Source organism: Corynebacterium sp. MSK019 (assembly GCF_030232425.1).
Taxonomy (GTDB): Bacteria; Actinomycetota; Actinomycetes; order Mycobacteriales; family Mycobacteriaceae; genus Corynebacterium; species Corynebacterium jeikeium_D.
In genome coordinates this window covers 1-16,756 of sequence record NZ_JASPJT010000010.1, presented here as the reverse complement: position 1 = coordinate 16,756, position 16,756 = coordinate 1, and the positions used below count along the sequence as shown (strand labels likewise).

The 16,756-nt window shown below is 61.7% G+C and carries 14 protein-coding genes and 1 tRNA gene; 4 read left to right on the top strand and 11 right to left on the bottom strand.

Translation table 11 applies throughout. The features are described 5' to 3' along the window. Positions 1–22: 22 nt before the first annotated feature. Positions 23–95: transfer RNA gene (locus QP982_RS08160), tRNA-Thr, on the bottom strand. 134 nt (positions 96–229) lie between these two features. After that, positions 230–1,603 carry a DNA polymerase III subunit delta' gene (locus QP982_RS08155; protein ID WP_016421943.1) on the bottom strand — a complete coding sequence of 458 codons (1,374 nt, stop codon included), beginning with the start codon at positions 1,601–1,603 and terminating at the stop codon, positions 230–232. Positions 1,604–1,685: 82 nt separating this feature from the next. Here QP982_RS08155 and QP982_RS08150 point away from each other — a divergent pair, with 82 nt between their 5' ends. Both QP982_RS08150 and QP982_RS08145 read left to right on the top strand, forming a co-directional pair. Next, positions 1,686–3,212: an adenylate/guanylate cyclase domain-containing protein gene (locus QP982_RS08150; protein ID WP_070549776.1), complete on the top strand. Its 1,527-nt coding sequence runs from the start codon at positions 1,686–1,688 to the stop codon at positions 3,210–3,212. 65 nt (positions 3,213–3,277) lie between these two features. Then, the gene (locus QP982_RS08145) at positions 3,278–4,591 is read left to right on the top strand and encodes a DUF418 domain-containing protein (protein ID WP_318155899.1); all 1,314 of its coding nucleotides are present in this window, start codon (positions 3,278–3,280) and stop codon (positions 4,589–4,591) included. A 46-nt stretch (positions 4,592–4,637) separates the two neighbouring features. Here QP982_RS08145 and topA read toward each other — a convergent pair whose 3' ends face one another. Further along, positions 4,638–7,598: a type I DNA topoisomerase gene (gene topA / locus QP982_RS08140; RefSeq protein WP_284870401.1), complete on the bottom strand. Its 2,961-nt coding sequence runs from the start codon at positions 7,596–7,598 to the stop codon at positions 4,638–4,640. A 270-nt stretch (positions 7,599–7,868) separates the two neighbouring features. On the opposite strand from topA, the gene QP982_RS08135 reads away from it, so the two are divergent. After that, positions 7,869–8,018 (top strand): hypothetical protein, encoded by a 150-nt coding sequence (locus tag QP982_RS08135; RefSeq protein WP_224784285.1) that lies wholly within the window; start codon positions 7,869–7,871, stop codon positions 8,016–8,018. 254 nt (positions 8,019–8,272) lie between these two features. Here the strand turns inward: QP982_RS08135 and QP982_RS08130 are convergent, their stop codons facing one another. Further along, the gene (locus tag QP982_RS08130) at positions 8,273–8,476 is read right to left on the bottom strand and encodes a cold-shock protein (protein WP_005511370.1); all 204 of its coding nucleotides are present in this window, start codon (positions 8,474–8,476) and stop codon (positions 8,273–8,275) included. Between the two features lie 315 nt (positions 8,477–8,791). On the opposite strand from QP982_RS08130, the gene QP982_RS08125 reads away from it, so the two are divergent. Beyond that, on the top strand, positions 8,792–11,128 hold the full coding sequence (locus tag QP982_RS08125) for a DEAD/DEAH box helicase (RefSeq protein WP_284870400.1): 2,337 nt from the start codon (positions 8,792–8,794) through the stop codon (positions 11,126–11,128). Here QP982_RS08125 and QP982_RS08120 read toward each other — a convergent pair. The 7 genes from QP982_RS08120 to QP982_RS08090 all read right to left on the bottom strand — a co-directional run bounded on the left by QP982_RS08120 (position 11,112) and on the right by QP982_RS08090 (position 16,431). Continuing rightward, positions 11,112–11,477, bottom strand: a complete 366-nt coding sequence (locus QP982_RS08120; RefSeq protein ID WP_049171052.1) for an Rv3654c family TadE-like protein — start codon at positions 11,475–11,477, stop codon at positions 11,112–11,114. The genes QP982_RS08125 and QP982_RS08120 overlap by 17 nt on opposite strands. Next, complete coding sequence (locus QP982_RS08115; protein ID WP_053092999.1) at positions 11,474–11,827, bottom strand: TadE family type IV pilus minor pilin; 354 nt, start codon at positions 11,825–11,827, stop codon at positions 11,474–11,476. Before QP982_RS08115 ends, QP982_RS08120 begins: the two co-directional genes overlap by 4 nt. Then, a complete protein-coding gene (locus QP982_RS08110) occupies positions 11,820–12,068 on the bottom strand; it encodes a DUF4244 domain-containing protein (protein ID WP_049189400.1) in 249 nt (82 codons plus the stop codon). Before QP982_RS08110 ends, QP982_RS08115 begins: the two co-directional genes overlap by 8 nt. 208 nt (positions 12,069–12,276) lie before the next feature. Next, positions 12,277–12,930, bottom strand: coding sequence for a type II secretion system F family protein (locus QP982_RS08105; protein ID WP_070595559.1), 654 nt, complete (start codon positions 12,928–12,930; stop codon positions 12,277–12,279). Beyond that, a complete protein-coding gene (locus QP982_RS08100; RefSeq protein ID WP_070595561.1) occupies positions 12,927–13,817 on the bottom strand; it encodes a type II secretion system F family protein in 891 nt (296 codons plus the stop codon). Before QP982_RS08100 ends, QP982_RS08105 begins: the two co-directional genes overlap by 4 nt. Positions 13,818–13,883: 66 nt before the next feature. Then, on the bottom strand, positions 13,884–15,029 hold the full coding sequence (locus QP982_RS08095; protein WP_083304408.1) for a TadA family conjugal transfer-associated ATPase: 1,146 nt from the start codon (positions 15,027–15,029) through the stop codon (positions 13,884–13,886). Then, positions 15,022–16,431 (bottom strand): CpaE-like family protein, encoded by a 1,410-nt coding sequence (locus tag QP982_RS08090; protein ID WP_284870399.1) that lies wholly within the window; start codon positions 16,429–16,431, stop codon positions 15,022–15,024. Before QP982_RS08090 ends, QP982_RS08095 begins: the two co-directional genes overlap by 8 nt. Between the last annotated feature and the right edge of the window lie 325 nt (positions 16,432–16,756).

Genomic DNA, 16,756 nt, shown 5'->3' with positions numbered 1-16,756 from the left:
TAAAGGATCCCGTTTCAAACCGAGCCGCCTGCGAGAATCGAACTCGCGACCTTCTCATTACGAGTGAGACGCTCTACCGACTGAGCTAAGGCGGCACGCACATTGCGCCGAGCTTTCAAGCAAGCAGAAATAACCCTGCACAAAATGTACAAGCGGTAATACTACTGTACTGCCCCCATCGCTACCAAAATGGGGCCTGCAGTCCGCTGCATTAGGCGCGGCTACCGGCTTACCTACGACCAACCTGCCCCGCGATCTGCAATTTAGCCATCAATTCATCCATCAAGACCGTCAACTTCACTGCAGTCACGAGCATGCCGCGCACCTCGGTGACAGCATCGATGGAGGCCAATATCGCCTCCGGCGGAAGGCGTCGGGCTAGCTCCGTGGCTGTCCGACGACGGTCTGGATTTATGAGGTAGACCGCGCCATCGCCAAACTCAGAACCAGCACCAAAGCCCGAATCCCCCGAAGCAGTCTCACCACCACGTTCCGCCCCAAACGCCAGCACCAGGGCGTCACGGTAAAGCCCCATAATGTCGGTCAACGACAGGTCGATCAGATCTGACTCCGCGCGCCTGCGCCGCCGCTTCTGATTTTCCTCCAGCTCCTTGATAACCCCCTTAGAGCCGCGCAGTGCCGCCTGCGCACCCTTGCCGGACGCACCTACGCCCAGTGAGCGCTCGAGGTTCTCCAGCTCCTCAGCCTCTAGTGGCTCCATCCGCCGCTTGACCTCGCCTGCTACTTCGTTGGCCAGCTCACGCGCCGCCACGTATGACTTCGCCGGATCGAACACAGCCTCCACGAAATCCAGGGCCTTACCCCGCCAAGCACGCGAGCCCTCATCGGAGACAAAGCCACGCGCACGCCCAATGTGACCGTTGGACACCGTCGCGGCCCAGACCGCTTGCTCGTCGGTAAGCTCTGGCCGCTCGGCGCGCAGGAGGTTTGTGACATCGTCGATATGCGGCGTCGGCACATAGACATGGCGGCAGCGCGAACGGAGCGTAACGGAGAAATCCTCCGCGTTTGTCGTTGGTGCGCACATGATGATGACGGTGCGCAGAGGCGGCTCTTCCACCACCTTGAGCAGCGCATTTGAGGCGGATTCGTTGAGACGGTCGGCGTCTTCGATGATCAGCACGCGGCAATCCGCCGTCGTGGGCATCTTGTAAGCCCAGGGCCGCAGCTCGTCCCTCACCGTCGCCACCGAGATAATGGTGCCCTCCGGGCGCACGATTTTGATGTCGCCATGCGTTCCCGCCAGCGCCGTCCGGCAGCCCTCGCACTCACCGCATCCGGGGTTGTCATGCCTCGTGCACAGCAGCGCCGCCGCAAACGCCGTCGCCGTCACCGACCGCCCCGACCCCGCAGGACCAGTGAACAGCCAGGCGTGCGTCATGTCCGAGTCGCGTGGCACATCGCTTAACGACGACCCCGCGTCCCCACCTTCCGGCGAAACCTCCGCCCCATCGCCTGCCAGCGGTTGACCGTTGGCAAAGCGATAATGCGCAGCGCGCACAGCAGCCTGCAGCCGCTGGCGAACCCCACCGGTTTCGGGCATACGAGAAAACACGCTGCGCTCTGTCATCGGCTCTGTCATGGCCACAACTCTAGCGCGCCCCACGAGACTCTTGTGAGGTAACTACTCCCTGCAATCCGGGGTTGCCACTAAGGTAGTAATCATGCAACGGCTCTGGCGAAATCTGAAATGGCTAAGCGGGACAATGTGGCCTGCTTATGCCTCATTTATCTTCGTCTGCAACCTTGTCGGAGCCATGATTGTCGGCTTGTTCCTCGGCATGCTGTTGCCACTGAACCAAGAAACTCACCTGCCGCGGTTGGCTAATGGGGTCATCTATGCCCTGGCTGGTTACCTGGTTCTGGCAATTATTGCGGGAATCGGCACTACTTGGATCCTGTTCAAGCCGCTGTTGAAATGGCAGCGTCATCCAGAGCTGCACGATCCGCGGCGGGTGCGCTATCTGGTCATGCGCGTGCCTGTCTATCAGGCACTCTTGGGTACCGTCATCTGGTCTCTGGGCGTGATTGTCTTCAGTGGAGTCGCGTTCGCCTATGACAGCAAGATTGGCCTGATGGTGCTGCTCACCTCGGTGCTCGGTGGCGCCATGGTGGCACTGTTGACCTATCTAATTGCGGAGCGCATGGTGCGTCCGGTTGCTGTGGAGGCGCTGGCGCGTAGGGCCCCGGATTCTTCGCTGGAGCCACCGATTGGCCACCGCCTGCGCCAGACGTGGGTGTTGACCAGCGGTGTTCCAGTGGTAGCAATCCTGCTTGTGCTGATAGGTCAGCGCCGTGGTCTATTCACAGATGACGCGGCAGATTTGCTGCCCACCATCACCGCGCTGGCAATTCTGGCTCTGATTACCGGCTATTTCGGCACGATGTTGGCCACTATGTCCATCGTCGACCCGATTCGTGATCTCACGGGTGCGATTAACAAGGTCCGCCAGGGCCAGGTGGATACGCGCGTGCCTATTTACGACGGCTCCGAGATGGGCGTTCTCCAGGCGGGTTTCAATGAAATGATGCGTGGCCTGCAGGAGCGTCAGCGGGTCCGTGACCTCTTCGGCCGCTATGTCGGGTCTGAGGTCGCCCGTAAGGCTCTGGAAGAAAAGCCGACTTTGGGCGGCGAGAATCGCCTCGTCGCGGTGCTGTTTGTGGACGTGATTGGTTCGACCAACTTCGCGGAGAAGAACTCGCCAGAAGTCGTTGTCCGTGAGCTCAATGCCTTCTTCGACCACGTTGTTGACTGTGTGCACCGCAATAAGGGCATTATCAACAAGTTCCAGGGTGACGCGGCTCTGGCTGTCTTCGGCGCTCCCCTGCCCCTCGATGACACGGCTGGTCACGCCCTCACAGCCGCCCGTGAACTGCGCGAGGAACTGCTCGACCTCCAGCTCACCGCGGGTATCGGCGTCTCCGCCGGGCACGTCGTTGCCGGCCACATCGGTGCCCGCGACCGTTTTGAATACACGGTTATTGGTGACGCGGTTAACCAGGCTGCCCGTCTGACCGAGCTGGCCAAGGACACCCCGGGCCGCGTGCTCGCCACAGCTTCCACCATTCGCCTGGCCAACGAGGACGAGCAGGCTCGCTGGACCACCCTGAAGTCCGTGGAGCTGCGCGGCCGTACGCACATGACGCAGCTTGCGCGCCCGGTGCGCCCGACGCTTGCCGACGAGGCCTAGGGGGCAGCGGACTCGTCGGTCTCGCCAACCTGCGTACCCTCCCACAAATCCTTTACGTTGGAGGAATGACTGACAGCCGCTCCAGCTCTAGCACCAACCCCAGACCTCGCATGCTCGTCCCCGACGCTGCGCGCGGATTCGCTCTTCTCGGCATCGCTATCGCAAACATTGCCACTGCCTGGTTGGTTGCAAGCCCCGAGCTGCCCGGAGCATTCTTCGGCGGCGTCATAAACGACAGCATCGCCGACAAAGCCACCGTGCTTTTTACCGCTGTGACCGCGCATAACCGCGGGCTGCCGATGTTCGCAACGCTGCTCGGCTTCGGTGTCGGACTCATTGTCCGCAGTTTGGCCAGGAGGAACTTTCCACGGTCGCGGGCGCGAGTGGTCGTCGTAAAGCGTTATGCGTTCCTGGGGCTGTTCGGCATCGCGCACATGCTGTTTCTGTTCTTTGGCGACATCATGTTTCTCTACGGCATCTGCGGCATCATCCTGGGGCTGCTTATGGGGCTTAGCAACAAAGTGCTGACTATCCTCGCATGGATTGCGCTGACAGTTAATGCGGTATTGAGCCTGCTGTTTTTGGTTTTCACAATTGCGATGCCCGACGTCGGGTTGGACGGTTCCGACATGACCGAGCTCGTCAACGGCGGTGCGATTGAAACAAGTTACCTGGATATGCTCGCCGCGAATCTCGAGGCCCTGACAATGAGCATCACTACTCTGCCGCTACAGCTGTTCCTCTACCTGCCGGTGATGATGATTGGCTTCGTGTGGGCGCGCAAAGGCGTGCTTGACGACGTTGACGCGCACCGTCCCCTGCTTATTCGGTGGCTCGTGGTGGCCGTGATTGTCGCCTTCGGTGTCGGTATCCCTATGGGGTTGGCAGCGATTGGAGTTCTTCCAGCCGGACAGCACATGGCCTTCTTGGTAATTAATAACTTTGCCGGAGTGTTCGCCGGTCCTGGCATCCTAGCCGGGCTGGCGTTGGCGCTGCAGCCGCTCCAGCGACGCCTGAACGAGGGCGCCGCTGTACCAGGTTGGCTGGTGCCGATTGTGGCGCTCGGCAAGCGTTCGATGACCGGCTACCTGATGCAGTCGGTGATATTCTTTGTGCTGGTGTACCCGTTTATGCTGGATATCCCGCGCGACATGGGCGCGTTCGTGCAAACGCTCATCGCTGTAGGCGTCTGGTTGGTGACACTGTTGGCCGCGTGGGCGATGGAGCGTCGCGGCATGCAGGGGCCGTTTGAGAAGGTGCATCGCCGGCTGTCGTACGGGCCGACGATGCGGGCGGAGGTGGCCGGGGTCGGTGGCCCCAAGCCAACTCCGCAGGAGGCGCCGGGCGCACCAGCTCCGCAGGGGGCGCCGGGCGCTTAAGTGCTCTGCACCCATTTCGCCCCTGCCGCGGCTAACGGTCAATGCGCTACTTGCCCTTACGCGTTGCCTTCACCACTCGCTTGGTGGTGCGCTTGACTGCCTTCCTGGTGGTCTTCTTCGCAGCCTTCTTCGTGGTCTTGCGAGTCGACTTCTTCGCAGCCTTCTTAGTGCCACCATCGGCGGCTTCCTTCGCGCGGCGCTCAGACAGCAGCTCGCAGGCGCGGGCATCGGTCAGAGTCTCAGGCGTATCCCCCTTGCGCAGCGAAGCATTGGTGACACCATCGGTGACGTACGGACCGAATCGGCCATCCTTCACCGACATCGGGCGACCGGAGACATCGTTGTCGCCCAGCTGCTTCAGCGGCGGCTTCGCAGCAGCGCGACCGCGGCGCTTCGGCTCAGCGTAGATACGACGCGCCTCGTCCAATGTCACGGTGAAAATCTGCTCTTCGTTAGCCAGTGAACGCGAGTCCGTGCCCTTCTTCAGGTACGGACCGTAACGGCCATTCTGAGCAGTAATAACCTCGTTATCGACCGGGTCGACACCGACCTCGCGCGGCAGGCTCATCAGCTTCAGAGCCTCTTCCAGCGTGACAGTCGACGGCTCCATGGAGGAAAACAGCGAGGCCGTCTTCGGCTTCAGAGTTTCCTCGATGATTTCCGCGGTGCGCTTTTCCTTCTGCTTGGCAGCGGTCTTGGTTTCCCAGTTCTTCTTTCGCTTGCCCTCGGCAGCGCGCTGAGCGTCCTCTTCGGCGCGCTCAGCTGCGATAATCTCCTCAGCCTTGGCTACGACACTCTCGCGCTCTTCATCGGTAACCAGCTCGGTGACGTAGGGGCCGTAGCGGCCATCACGAGCAACAATCATGCGACCATTGGCCGGGTTAATGCCCAGCTCACGACCACCCTGCGGCATCGCCAGCAGCTTCTCGGCGGCGGCCAGATCCAGCTCGTCCGGAGTCATGGCCTCCGGGATGTTGGCGCGCTGCACCTCGTCGGCACCGTTTTCACCGGCCCCCGGGCGCGTACGCTCGAGGTACGGCCCATAGCGGCCAACGCGAACGATGATCGGGTTGCCCTCGGCATCGTCGAAAAGGTGGAGCGAATTGACCTTCCGAGCATCAATCGATTCCAAGTTCACATCGATGATGCTCTTCAGACCACCGTGGGTCGCAATAGCGTCGGCTCCCTTGTGGCGGTGATCCTTGTCATCGCCGAAGTAGAAACCGGTCAGCCAGGTCGTGCGATCCTTATTGCCCGCAGCAATGCCGTCGAGCTCATCCTCCAGCTCGGAGGTGAAGTCGTAGTTGACCAGATCGGAGAACGCTTCCTCCATCAGCCCCACCACGGCAAAGGCCACCCACGAGGGCACCAGAGCGTTGCCGCGGGAGTAGACGTAGCCGCGATCCTGAATGGTCTTGATAATCGACGCGTAGGTCGACGGACGCCCAATTCCCAGGTCCTCCATCTTCTTCACCAAGCTGGCTTCAGTGAAGCGCGCAGGCGGGTTGGTGGAGTGACTGTCGGCACTGAAGTCCGTGGCCGTCAGGCCCTGGCCTTCTGTCAACTGTGGCAGACGCTTCTCGGCGTTGTCGGCGACCTTGCGACCGTCGGAAAGCGCGGAGACCTCGACGTATGCCTTGAGGAAGCCCGGGAAACGAATCGTGCGTCCGGTGGAGGCGAACTCGACGGCGTGCGTGTCGGTAGCACCGGCGATGGTGACCTTCATGGACGTGCCGCGTGCGTCGGCCATCTGCGAGGCGACGGTGCGCTGCCAGATTAGTTCGTAGAGTTTGAACTCCTCGGCATCCAGCGAGCCAGCCAGCTGACCTGGCGTTGCGAACGTCTCACCAGCCGGGCGAATTGCCTCGTGCGCTTCCTGCGAGTTCTTCACCTTGCGCGAGTACTGGCGCGGCGCATCGGCGACGTATTCCGAGCCGTAAAGCTCCAACGCCTGCTTACGCGCGGCGTCGATGCCGGCCTTGGACAGCGTCGTGGAGTCGGTACGCATGTAGGTAATGTGACCGTTTTCGTACAGACGCTGCGCCACACGCATCGTGCGCTCAGAGGTGTAATGCAGCTTGCGGCCCGCCTCCTGCTGCAGCGTAGACGTCATGAACGGCGGGTACGGGCGGCGCGTGTACGGCTTCTCCTCCACCGACGCGACCTTGAGCTCAGAGCCCACGAGGTCCGCCGCCAGAGTTTCGGCGAGCTGCTTATCGACGACCCGAATGCCCTCAGACTTCTTCAGCTGGCCACGGTCATCGAAGTCGCGGCCCTGCGCTACGCGCTGACCATCAACGCTGGTCAGGGTTGCGACGAATTCCTTCGGCTGGTTGGCATCGGAGGAAGCCGAACCGGTGTCCAGAGTTGCGGCGACGTCCCAGTACTCAGCGGAGATAAACGCCATGCGCTCGCGCTCACGCTCGACGATGACGCGCGTTGCCACCGACTGCACACGGCCTGCCGACAGGCGCGGCATGACCTTCTTCCACAGCACCGGGGAGACCTCGTAGCCGTAGAGGCGGTCGAGGATACGGCGACCTTCCTGGGCATCAACCAGGTTCTGATCCAGCTCACGAGTGTTGGCCGCGGCCTCCAAGATGGCCTGCTTGGTGATCTCATGGAACACCATGCGGCGCACCGGCACCTTGGGCTTGAGAACCTCCAGCAAGTGCCAGGCAATAGCCTCGCCCTCACGGTCGGGGTCCGTTGCGAGATAGAGTTCGTCGACTTCCTTGAGCTTGGCCTTCAGGTCAGCGACTTTCTTCTTCTTATCAGCGCTGACGACATACAACGGAGCGAATCCGTTGTCGACATTCACACCCAGACGAGCCCAGGGCTCCTTCTTGTAACGAGCCGGAACGTCGGCTGCGCCACGGGGCAAGTCGCGAATGTGGCCCACCGACGCCTCCACGATGTAATCATCGCCGAGATACGGCTGAATCTTGCGAGCTTTCGTCGCCGACTCGACAATTACAAGGCGCTTGAGGCCGTCTGAATTCGCCATAGAAGTTTTTCTATCCTGCAACGTTGAATGTTTTTGACTGTTTAGATTCTTGTTTTCGTTTAAATCTTGGGGTTCTTGGCCGGACTCTGGCTGGGCTTCAGCTGTGAGAGGCCCGCAATCGGTTCCAACCGGTTCCGATCAGTGCAAATCAGTTCCCGGCCGCGTTCTCCCCGGAAGATTATCTGGAAAGAATATGAAGAATATAAGGAATACCGTACACACAATCTAGTTTGTCGCGTGGATTCCTCAAGTATCGGGCGGATTTTGGGTGTGACTGAAGGGGCTGCTGTGGGGGATCCCCGGTGGCCGGCAGTTGCCGACCCGACGACTGCTGTGCGGCTGGCCATGATTATCCCAGTGGCTGTCAGTGGCTGGCCACGACAGGCCGCAGCGGGCGCAGCCGCCGCAGCGGCCGCGTGATCGCGGGCTGCAAATGTGAAACTGTATGAGTTTATGACACTTTCAAGCCATTTTTCGGGCCATTTTTGTCATAAACGTAGTCAGTAACTCGGATTGACCCACTGCCACCAGAAATGCAAAAATCCCACGCAGAAATTACTTTCCGCGTGGGAGAATCAAGGCTCACCCCATGAACACAACATGGGCCTTGAAAAGCCAAAAAATTCCGCGCGCCAAACCAGACAAAAGCCCAGTTCAACCTGGAAATGATTGACTTACAGAGGCTTCACATCCAGAGCCTGCGGACCCTTCTGGCCCTCACCAATCTCAAACTCGACTGCCTGGTTCTCTTCCAGCGTCTTGAAACCAGTGCCCTGGATCTCGGAGTAGTGAACGAACACGTCGTTGCCACCGTCAGCTGGGGCGATAAACCCGAAGCCCTTCTCCGAGTTGAACCACTTCACAGTACCCTGTGCCATTACAAAACTTCCCAACTTCAGGATTCGATAAAACAAGTATTCGCCACGCACATCCGGCCACACACGATGGGGTAAACACGGCCAAAGCACCCTTTCGCCTCGTGCGAGTTTTTGCTGGGTGCCCGTTGGCGGGCGATACACTCAAAAAGTCTGCCACGTTTGGGGCGCGAGCGCCGATTAGGAACAGCTTCTTGCCACCCCCGTAAACCCGTGTTCGGAGTCCGGAGAAACTGGGGTGTCGAATAGCGAGAATGTGGCTGATAGGAAGCGTCGTCAAGCATATGAAGTGCGCGTTTACAGGAAAGGGTGGTGTCGGTGGAGTCGTTTGGGCGGGAGCTGCTGGGGCCGGTTATTCGTGCGCATCCGCGGGCGACAGTGACGCACATTGCGGACCTTCCTGCGCGCGCTGGCGTGACTGCGCCTTGGCCTGAGTGGGTGCCAAGTTGGCTGAGAGAAGTGCTGGTAGATCGCGGAATTGAGAACCTGTGGACTCATCAGGCGATAACCGCGAACCTCGCCCGCGAGGGCGTGCACTGCGTCGTCGCGACGGGCACGGCGTCGGGTAAATCGCTCGGCTACCTGCTGCCCGTGCTCACAGAACTGTCCGCCACCCCCGCGGCCACCGCGCTGTACCTCTCCCCGACCAAGGCGCTGGGCGCCGATCAGCTGGACACTGCACGCGCGATGGCACCGGCGTCACTGAGTTCGCTGATTTCGCTTTACGACGGCGACACCCCACAAGACGCCCGGCGCGCCATCCGCGACCACGCCCGTTGGGTGTTTACCAACCCCGATATGCTGCATGTTTCGGTGCTCGGCAACCATGTTCGGTGGACGCGGATGCTGCGCAACCTGCGCTATATCGTCGTCGACGAATGCCATGCCTATCGAGGCGTGTTCGGCGCCAACGTCTCTCAGATTCTGCGTCGCCTCCTGCGGCTATCCCGCGAGTACGGCGCCTCGCCGACCGTGATTTTTGCCTCTGCGACGACCAACGACCCCGCTGACCAGGCTCGTCGCCTCATCGGCGAGCCTGTCGAGGCCATCACCGAAGACGGCGCCCCGGTCGGCGAGCGAACGATCGCCCTGTGGGAACCCGGCCTGCTCCCCGACCTCCAAGGCGAGAACGGCGCACCCGTGCGCCGCCCCGCCCCGACCGAGGCCGCGGATATCATGGCCGACCTGCTTGTCGAGGGCGCCCGCACCCTGACCTTCACCCGTTCGCGAAGCAGTGCTGAGAAGGTAGCGCTCGGCGTGCGTGAGCGCCTGGAGAAGCGCCACCGCAGCGATATCGCCGAGCGCATCGAGTCTTACCGCGCCGGCTACCTGGCCGAAGAGCGCCGCGACATCGAGCGCATGCTCGATGACGGCACCCTGCTAGGTGTGGCCACCACCAATGCATTGGAGCTGGGCATTGACGTCGGTGGCCTCGACGCGGTGGTGCAGGCCGGTTTCCCGGGCACGGTCGCTTCATTCTGGCAGCAGGCCGGCCGCGCGGGTCGTCGTGGCCAGGGCGCGCTGGTGGTGCTGGTGGCTCGTGATGACCCCATGGACACGTACTTGGTCCACAACCCGTCCGCACTGCTGGGCAGGCCGGTGGAAAAGACCGTCTTCGATCCCCGCAACCCACATGTGGTGTGGTCACACCTCTACTGCGCGGCTGTGGAGAAACCCGTCACCACCAGCCAGCTTCAAGCGTGGGGAACCATGCCCGTAGCCGAAGACATGGTGGCCGCGGGATGGTTGCGCAAGCGCACCTGGGAAGGACAAGAGCCCGTCTACTACCCAACCGACCGCGATGAAGGGCCGCGTATCGCCACTGCTCACGATGCCGTGAACGTCCGTGGCGGCGATGGTCAGGAAGTGGCTATCGTCGACCAGACCGATGGCCGACTGCTTGGCACCATCGATCTTGGCCGTGCGATGCAGCAGGTTCACGACGGTGCCGTCTACTTGCACCGCGGCGAGTCCTACCTTGTCGACCAGCTGGACTTCGACAGCCTCGTCGCCCTGGTCCACCCCGAGCAGCCGCGCTATTCCACCAGCTCACGCATGGACACCACCATCCGCATCCTCGATGTTGACGATATGCGCCACTACCAGGGCCTACAGGTCGCTTCCTGCCAGGTCGAGGTCTTTCACCAGGTCACCTCCTATCTTCGTCGCCTGGATACCGGCGAGATTCTCGACAGTGTTGAACTTGACTACCCTCCGCAGCGTTTGGTCACGCGCGCCGTGGCCTACACAATGCCCGAGTCCACCCTGCGCTCCTGGGGCGTGGGCTCCGACATCGCGCCGGGGGCTCTTCACGCAGCCGAGCACGCGGCTATCGGCATGCTGCCACTGATTGCCACCTGCGACCGCTGGGACATCGGCGGTGTTTCCACGGTCATGCACGCCGATACCCAGCAGCCCACCGTTTTTGTGTACGACGGGCACCCTGGTGGTGCGGGGTTTGCCGACCGTGGCTACGAGACCTTCGCTCAGTGGATTCGCGCAACCCGCGATGCCGTCGCCGCCTGCGAGTGCGAATCCGGCTGCCCATCGTGCATCCAGTCGCCCAAGTGCGGCAATGGCAACGATCCGCTGGACAAGGCCGGCGCAATCAAGGTGCTCAGTGGGGTGTCGCGCGCGCTTAACGACGGCCAGTAGCAGCATCCTCCACCGCTACCGGCCCTGCCCTGGACGTGGCTTTTCTCTCCTTTCGTTCGACGCTGACCTGCACGTCCTCCCCATCAATCTCACAGGTCACAAGGAGTGCGTGGTTAGCTTTTGCGATTGACCCCGCAGCTTTGCAGGCATCGTCGCTCTCTTGCGCAGCCACAGCGCCGGCCACCGCAGCCAGATCCGCTGCTACCGCTGCTTGCCGAGCCTGCACCACCCTCACCCCGGCTGTAACTCCAACCAAAGTCAGAACGACGAAAGCGGCGATGAACAGTGCAGCTGCGACTGTGGTGGAACCTTCTTCTTCGCGGAGAAGGCGGGCTGTCACGTTTCTCATGACGATGCCGCTCTTTCCCGCAGTGCGACCGCGCGTGCTTCCAGCGAAAATGGCCCCGCTGAGCGCCGAATGGTCACGCGCACGGTACCGGAGGTTTCCGATATCGCGACCTGCCCATCCGCGTCTGCGCGAAGCTCGGCTACTGTCTCCGCATCGCCCCGCGCCTCAGCCCGTGCGATGGCTCCGGCCGCGTCGGTAAGCCCTAGGTACATTGCGATTGTGACCAGCCCGGACAGAGCCGTGACCATGACCGTGACCAGCGCCGCGAGACCGAAAGCGGTTTCTACCGTCGTTTGGCCTTCGTCGCCGACGCACAGGCGATGAAGCGTAGAGCGGATGCGGCTAGACATCGGTGTTGAGCGCCCTTTCGATGATGTCGGTGAGCGCCTGGGTGATATCGCCGCCGGTCACGACGGTGTAGAGCAGGGCTCCGAAAGCGGCGGCAGCGATCGTTCCGAGAGCATATTCCACGGTTGACATGCCGTTTTCCTCAGTTGCCAGAGCGTGCAGACGCTTGTGCAAATACGAGCGCAGCTGGGACTGCGCAGCGGTCAGCGGATTGGTTGGACGGTTGGAGTTTTGAGTGGTCATGAGTGTTTCCCCCCCTATGTGGATGTCGAGTGACAGGACAGTTGTGAGGTGTGATGTGCATTGACGCGCGTTGACGTGCGTTGACGCATCTTGGATTACGGCGCGGCAGGCGGACCACGCGCACAACCGAAGCCACAGCTGAGAGCGCAACCAGCACTGCATCCGGCGCGTGCCAGCGCGCGAGGCTGGGCGCAGAAGTGTCCACGCTTCATGACGGCATCAGTCCTGCAAACATTTCGTCGGCAAGCCCAGCGATGGTGGGCACCAAACCCAGCACCACAAACGCGGGTAGAAAGCACAACGCCAGAGGCCCGGCAATGAGGACACCAGCCTTTTCGGCGACGGCTTGCGCCGCATCGTGCGCTTGACTGCGGTACGTGGCAGCGGTGTCCTCCAACGCCTGCGCCAGAACGGTGCCGGATTCGCTTGCTCGGCGCCCAGCCGTCGCCAGGGGCACGAGCGCGGGTGTGGCAGCAAGGCTGTCCCAAGCGGAGTGCGCGCCCACGGACAACCTGGCGGAACACTGTCGAAGTGGCTCGGCCAGCTCAGGGTTTGCACCATCGGCAGCTGCTGCCATGGCCTGCGACAACGGCATACCGGAGCTCAAACAAGCACCAATGATGTCGAGGGCCGCTGCGGCATCGAGCAGCACAGCCGGGCTGATGCGCTCACCGCCAATGACAGTTCGCACACGTTCCCGCACCTGTGCGGCAATCTGCGCCACCCGATTGGTCACCTGTCGGCGTACGCTTCCTCGCGTGCGAGCATCCGACTCGGCTACCAATTCGGGCAGTCGGCTGCGGACGGGATTGAACGTCGGCAAGCAGAGGTAGACGGCGATGAGAAGTGCGGCGGCAATCATTGTCCGGCCTCCGCACGATCGATGATGGCGACCGCCCATTCGATGCCCGCGCACACCAGCCCGACACCGATGACCAGCACAATTCCTCCGATGCCGCGACTGAGGAACTCGAATGGGGACGCTCCGAAAGCTTGCCCCATGACCAAACCGAACACCGGCAGTGATGCCAAGATGGCGATCGTCATGCGTGGCCCCGCCAGCGCGGCAGACGTCTGTGAGCGATGCGCCTGACGAGCCTGCAGATCACCCCGCGCGCAGTCCAGCAACCCAGCCAAACTCAGACCGTGTTGCTGCGCCACCGTCCACATACGCCCAATCCGGCGCAGTTGCTCCGAAGATTCTTCGCCCTCCCACGGGTCGGCGAAGTGCGCGCGATGCGCCGCGTGCGCGAGATGATCAGCCAACACAGTCTCATCCTCTGACCTGCGCAATTCCGCTGCTGCCGCGTTGAGCGCTCGTGAAGCCGCCGCTCCTACGCGTAACTGCGCGGTCAAGGTCTCCAGCGCTACCGCAGCGCTGTCCGCTTCCCGACGTTCACAGCGCCTCTCCCCCACAGCGCGCACTACTGCCGCTGCGGTGCGGCCCAGCAACAGCCCGGCTACAACGCCTGGAATCCCGGCGAGCCACAGCAACACGAGCGCCGGGCCTGCAGCGATGAGGATTGATAGCCCTGCAGTTCGATTCGCACTGCCAGTGCTTGCTGCACGCGACCCCGTGGAACCAGCACCAAGTCCAACCATGCGCTGCAACCACTTCAGCCCGCCGGACACCTCGCGGGCACGGCCTGCCAGTGCTCGCGAGCGCACCGCCGCCGAGCTGTCCGGCCAGATAGCGACTGCTGCAGCCGCTCCCCCAATGAGCATCGCCACGCTAAACCCTTCCCCCATAGCTGTTAATCTCCCCGTCTAATCCCCTGACTTTTCCTCTAGTCATTCCATCGGGTATTCCACCGGTTATTCCCCGCCGACCAGCAACTTCTGCAACGCTTCCCAACCCGGCCCAGGCCCATCCCGAGCAGTCCAGACCTCCACCACCTCCGGTGGGTTACCGCGTAGCAGCCCGATCTGTGCCAGCCTGCGAACATCAGCGCGTTCGACCACCAACACCACCTGCACCGCCGAGACCAACTGCGCATGCAGCCCGGCGCGACCAAGGCCACCGATCAGCCCCAGGGCCTCAAAGCGCGCGACGACATCCCCGATGCGGTTGGCGTGAATTGTCCCCGCCCCACCGCGATGCCCCGTATTCAACGCTGCCAGCAGATCCACCACTTCGGCGCCGCGAATCTCACCGACGACAATGCGATCGGGACGCATGCGCAACGCCTGCTTCAGCAACTCCTGCTGTCCAATCGCACCGGCGCCCTCCAGGTTGGCGACCCTGGTCACCAGCTTCACCACATGCGGATGCTGAGGCTGCAGCTCCGGAGTGTCCTCGATACACACAATGCGCTGGTCAGGATTAACTTCTGAGAGCATCGCCGCCAATAGCGTGGTCTTTCCCGCACCCGTGCCTCCGGCAACAATAAATGACAGCTGTCCCGCCACAATTCCCCGGAGCACCGGCAGAATCTCCGGCGGAAATAGCCCGACATCGCATAGCTCCGCAAGTCCGCGACGAGCCGGACGCAACACCCGCAGGCTAATCTGAGTGCCGGTCGCCGACGGTGGTGAAAGCACCGCATGAACTCGCACACCACAGCCGCCGACACCACCAGGAATATGGCCGTCGGCCCAGGGTTGCGCGTCGTCAAGCCTTCGTCCACACCGCGACGCGAGCCGCACCGCATACGCGCGCACCTCACCCTCGTCCGCGAAGGAAATCTCGGCGCGCTCCAGTCCGTTGCCGGCGTCGACCCAGACCTCGCCCGGCGCGGTGACCAGCACATCGCTGACACCCGGGCGTCGCAACAGCGCATCGAGCACACCCGCGCCCACCGTTTCCTCGCGAATCGTGCGCAGAATCTCCAGCACCTTCACATCGGAGACAACCCCCGAGGTCTCTGCGCGAATTATGTCGGCGACCTCGCTATGCGATGCCACCCCAGGCCGCTCCGCAAGCGCCGTCCGCACCGCCGCCAACAGCCTGACGTCATCCATCGCCACCACCGCCGACAAGGGCAAACATCGCTTCCAATCCCCGCGTCAGCTTGCCGACGGCCCCAGCGAGCCCGCCCACATCTATCTCGTGAGCTACCTTCTTGCAGTACTCAATCTCACCAACAATGGGCAGGTCGAGAGCGTATTCCACCTCTTCGACACTGATATCGCGGTACTGCTGGTACCTCACTGCAAGATTTGGGGTGAACCCCGCTTGTGCACAGATGCTCGCCAAGGGGCCAGCGGCTGCGATAGCTCGAACGGAGGTGGGCAGGACTATGACGGTGTCATCGGCAAGCGCGCCGAGAGTGGTGACGTACTCCACCTGCTTCGGGCAGTCCACGATGACCGTAATTCCGGCATGAATAAGGCAACTAATGGTGCTGGCAATGTGCCGGACATCGTCGGGCCTGTCGATTCTGTCGGTTCTGTCGGCGCTGTCGAATGTGTTGTTCGCAGAGGCGTGGTTGTAAGTCGTCTCGGGCGTGCGACTGCGAGTCCACGTCAACACTTTCAGAGCGGGTGATCGCGGGCAGGATGGCAGTGCTTCGTAGAGTGCCGCTCCGTCGAGACGACCATCAGCAGCCGAGAAGTCCTGCCACCTCAGTCCCGGTTCCGTTTCCATCCCGAGCACCAGATCAATGCCTCCCGCGAGCACGTCCGCGTCCACCAAACAGATGGGCCTTTCACGGGAAAGAACCAATGCACTCGCCGCCGCGGCAATGGAAGCCCCGGCACCGCCGACCGCAGGAACCAACATCAGGCACGTTGCCGTGGAATCGGTTGTAGTTGCCGGCACGTTCGATACGGGCTCTGTACCCGGTGCCGTAATCACGTCGGTGCTTGCAGGTGACGCTGGGTTCTGATGGTGGTTCAGGAGGCTCGAGCCGTTTTGGTGATTGGTGGGATTCGGAGCATCCGGGCGTACGTCGCCACGGCCGAGCAGCTCGACAATATCGACGTTATCCGCGGGCAAACTAGCGCTGTAAACAGGAGCTAAAACCTTCGCCACCTGCGTATCTTCCGCCTCAGTATCACTGCGGACCAGAAAGATTGCTCCCTCACAATGAGGCCGCCCGGCTAATCTTCGGGCTGCCGACGCATCAACGAACACCGCTGGTGCCCGACGCCACAGGGCCGATGAAACTCCCGCTCCTGTCGATACTGACGATGGGGAAGGCTCTGGGGCTGATGATGATAGTGATGCTGGCGGCGAAGCAAATGTTTGTGCGGCCACTGACGCTGCAGCCACAGGTGGCACGGTCTCCTGCACACAGTCACGACCGGTAGCAGCGACTATGAGCGCAACCTCTTCACGCAGCGCTTCATCATCGACGGCGTTGACTACTGGATTTGTTGGAGCCTCGGTTCGCTGAGCCATGGACAGTTTCTTGATCGCCATGGCCATAGCGTGCACTACAGGGCGGATTCAATGATGCCCACAAGGGGCCAAAACCTCGCTGTCTGTGGATAATTTTCAGACTGTGGATAACTGCAGAACGCCACGTCGCCTTTGCCTTATGCTACTGCGTAGCATGACTACTGCGCGGCCTAGCCAATGCAAGTTAGTGACTGCGTTTATGTCAGGTGGCGTTGGGTCGATGCGAGTTAGTGACTGTGTTTATGACAAAAATGGCACGAAAAATGACTGGTAGGGTCAGGCGGTCATTGCATCATGGATAACACCAGAGATTACCTCCCGGGGAGTTAACCCGTCGAGCACTACC

Bases quoted from the DNA above. Each gene is read 5' to 3' on its own strand.
- QP982_RS08155 (WP_016421943.1), bottom strand. From the start codon at position 1,603: ATGACAGAGCCGATGACAGAGCGCAGCGTGTTTTCTCGTATGCCCGAA.
- QP982_RS08150 (WP_070549776.1), top strand. From the start codon at position 1,686: ATGCAACGGCTCTGGCGAAATCTGAAATGGCTAAGCGGGACAATGTGG.
- QP982_RS08145 (WP_318155899.1), top strand. From the start codon at position 3,278: ATGACTGACAGCCGCTCCAGCTCTAGCACCAACCCCAGACCTCGCATG.
- topA (WP_284870401.1), bottom strand. From the start codon at position 7,598: ATGGCGAATTCAGACGGCCTCAAGCGCCTTGTAATTGTCGAGTCGGCG.
- QP982_RS08130 (WP_005511370.1), bottom strand. From the start codon at position 8,476: ATGGCACAGGGTACTGTGAAGTGGTTCAACTCGGAGAAGGGCTTCGGG.
- QP982_RS08120 (WP_049171052.1), bottom strand. From the start codon at position 11,477: ATGAGAAACGTGACAGCCCGCCTTCTCCGCGAAGAAGAAGGTTCCACC.
- QP982_RS08115 (WP_053092999.1), bottom strand. From the start codon at position 11,827: ATGTCTAGCCGCATCCGCTCTACGCTTCATCGCCTGTGCGTCGGCGAC.
- QP982_RS08110 (WP_049189400.1), bottom strand. From the start codon at position 12,068: ATGACCACTCAAAACTCCAACCGTCCAACCAATCCGCTGACCGCTGCG.
- QP982_RS08105 (WP_070595559.1), bottom strand. From the start codon at position 12,930: ATGATTGCCGCCGCACTTCTCATCGCCGTCTACCTCTGCTTGCCGACG.
- QP982_RS08100 (WP_070595561.1), bottom strand. From the start codon at position 13,817: ATGGGGGAAGGGTTTAGCGTGGCGATGCTCATTGGGGGAGCGGCTGCA.
- QP982_RS08095 (WP_083304408.1), bottom strand. From the start codon at position 15,029: ATGGATGACGTCAGGCTGTTGGCGGCGGTGCGGACGGCGCTTGCGGAG.
- QP982_RS08090 (WP_284870399.1), bottom strand. From the start codon at position 16,431: ATGGCGATCAAGAAACTGTCCATGGCTCAGCGAACCGAGGCTCCAACA.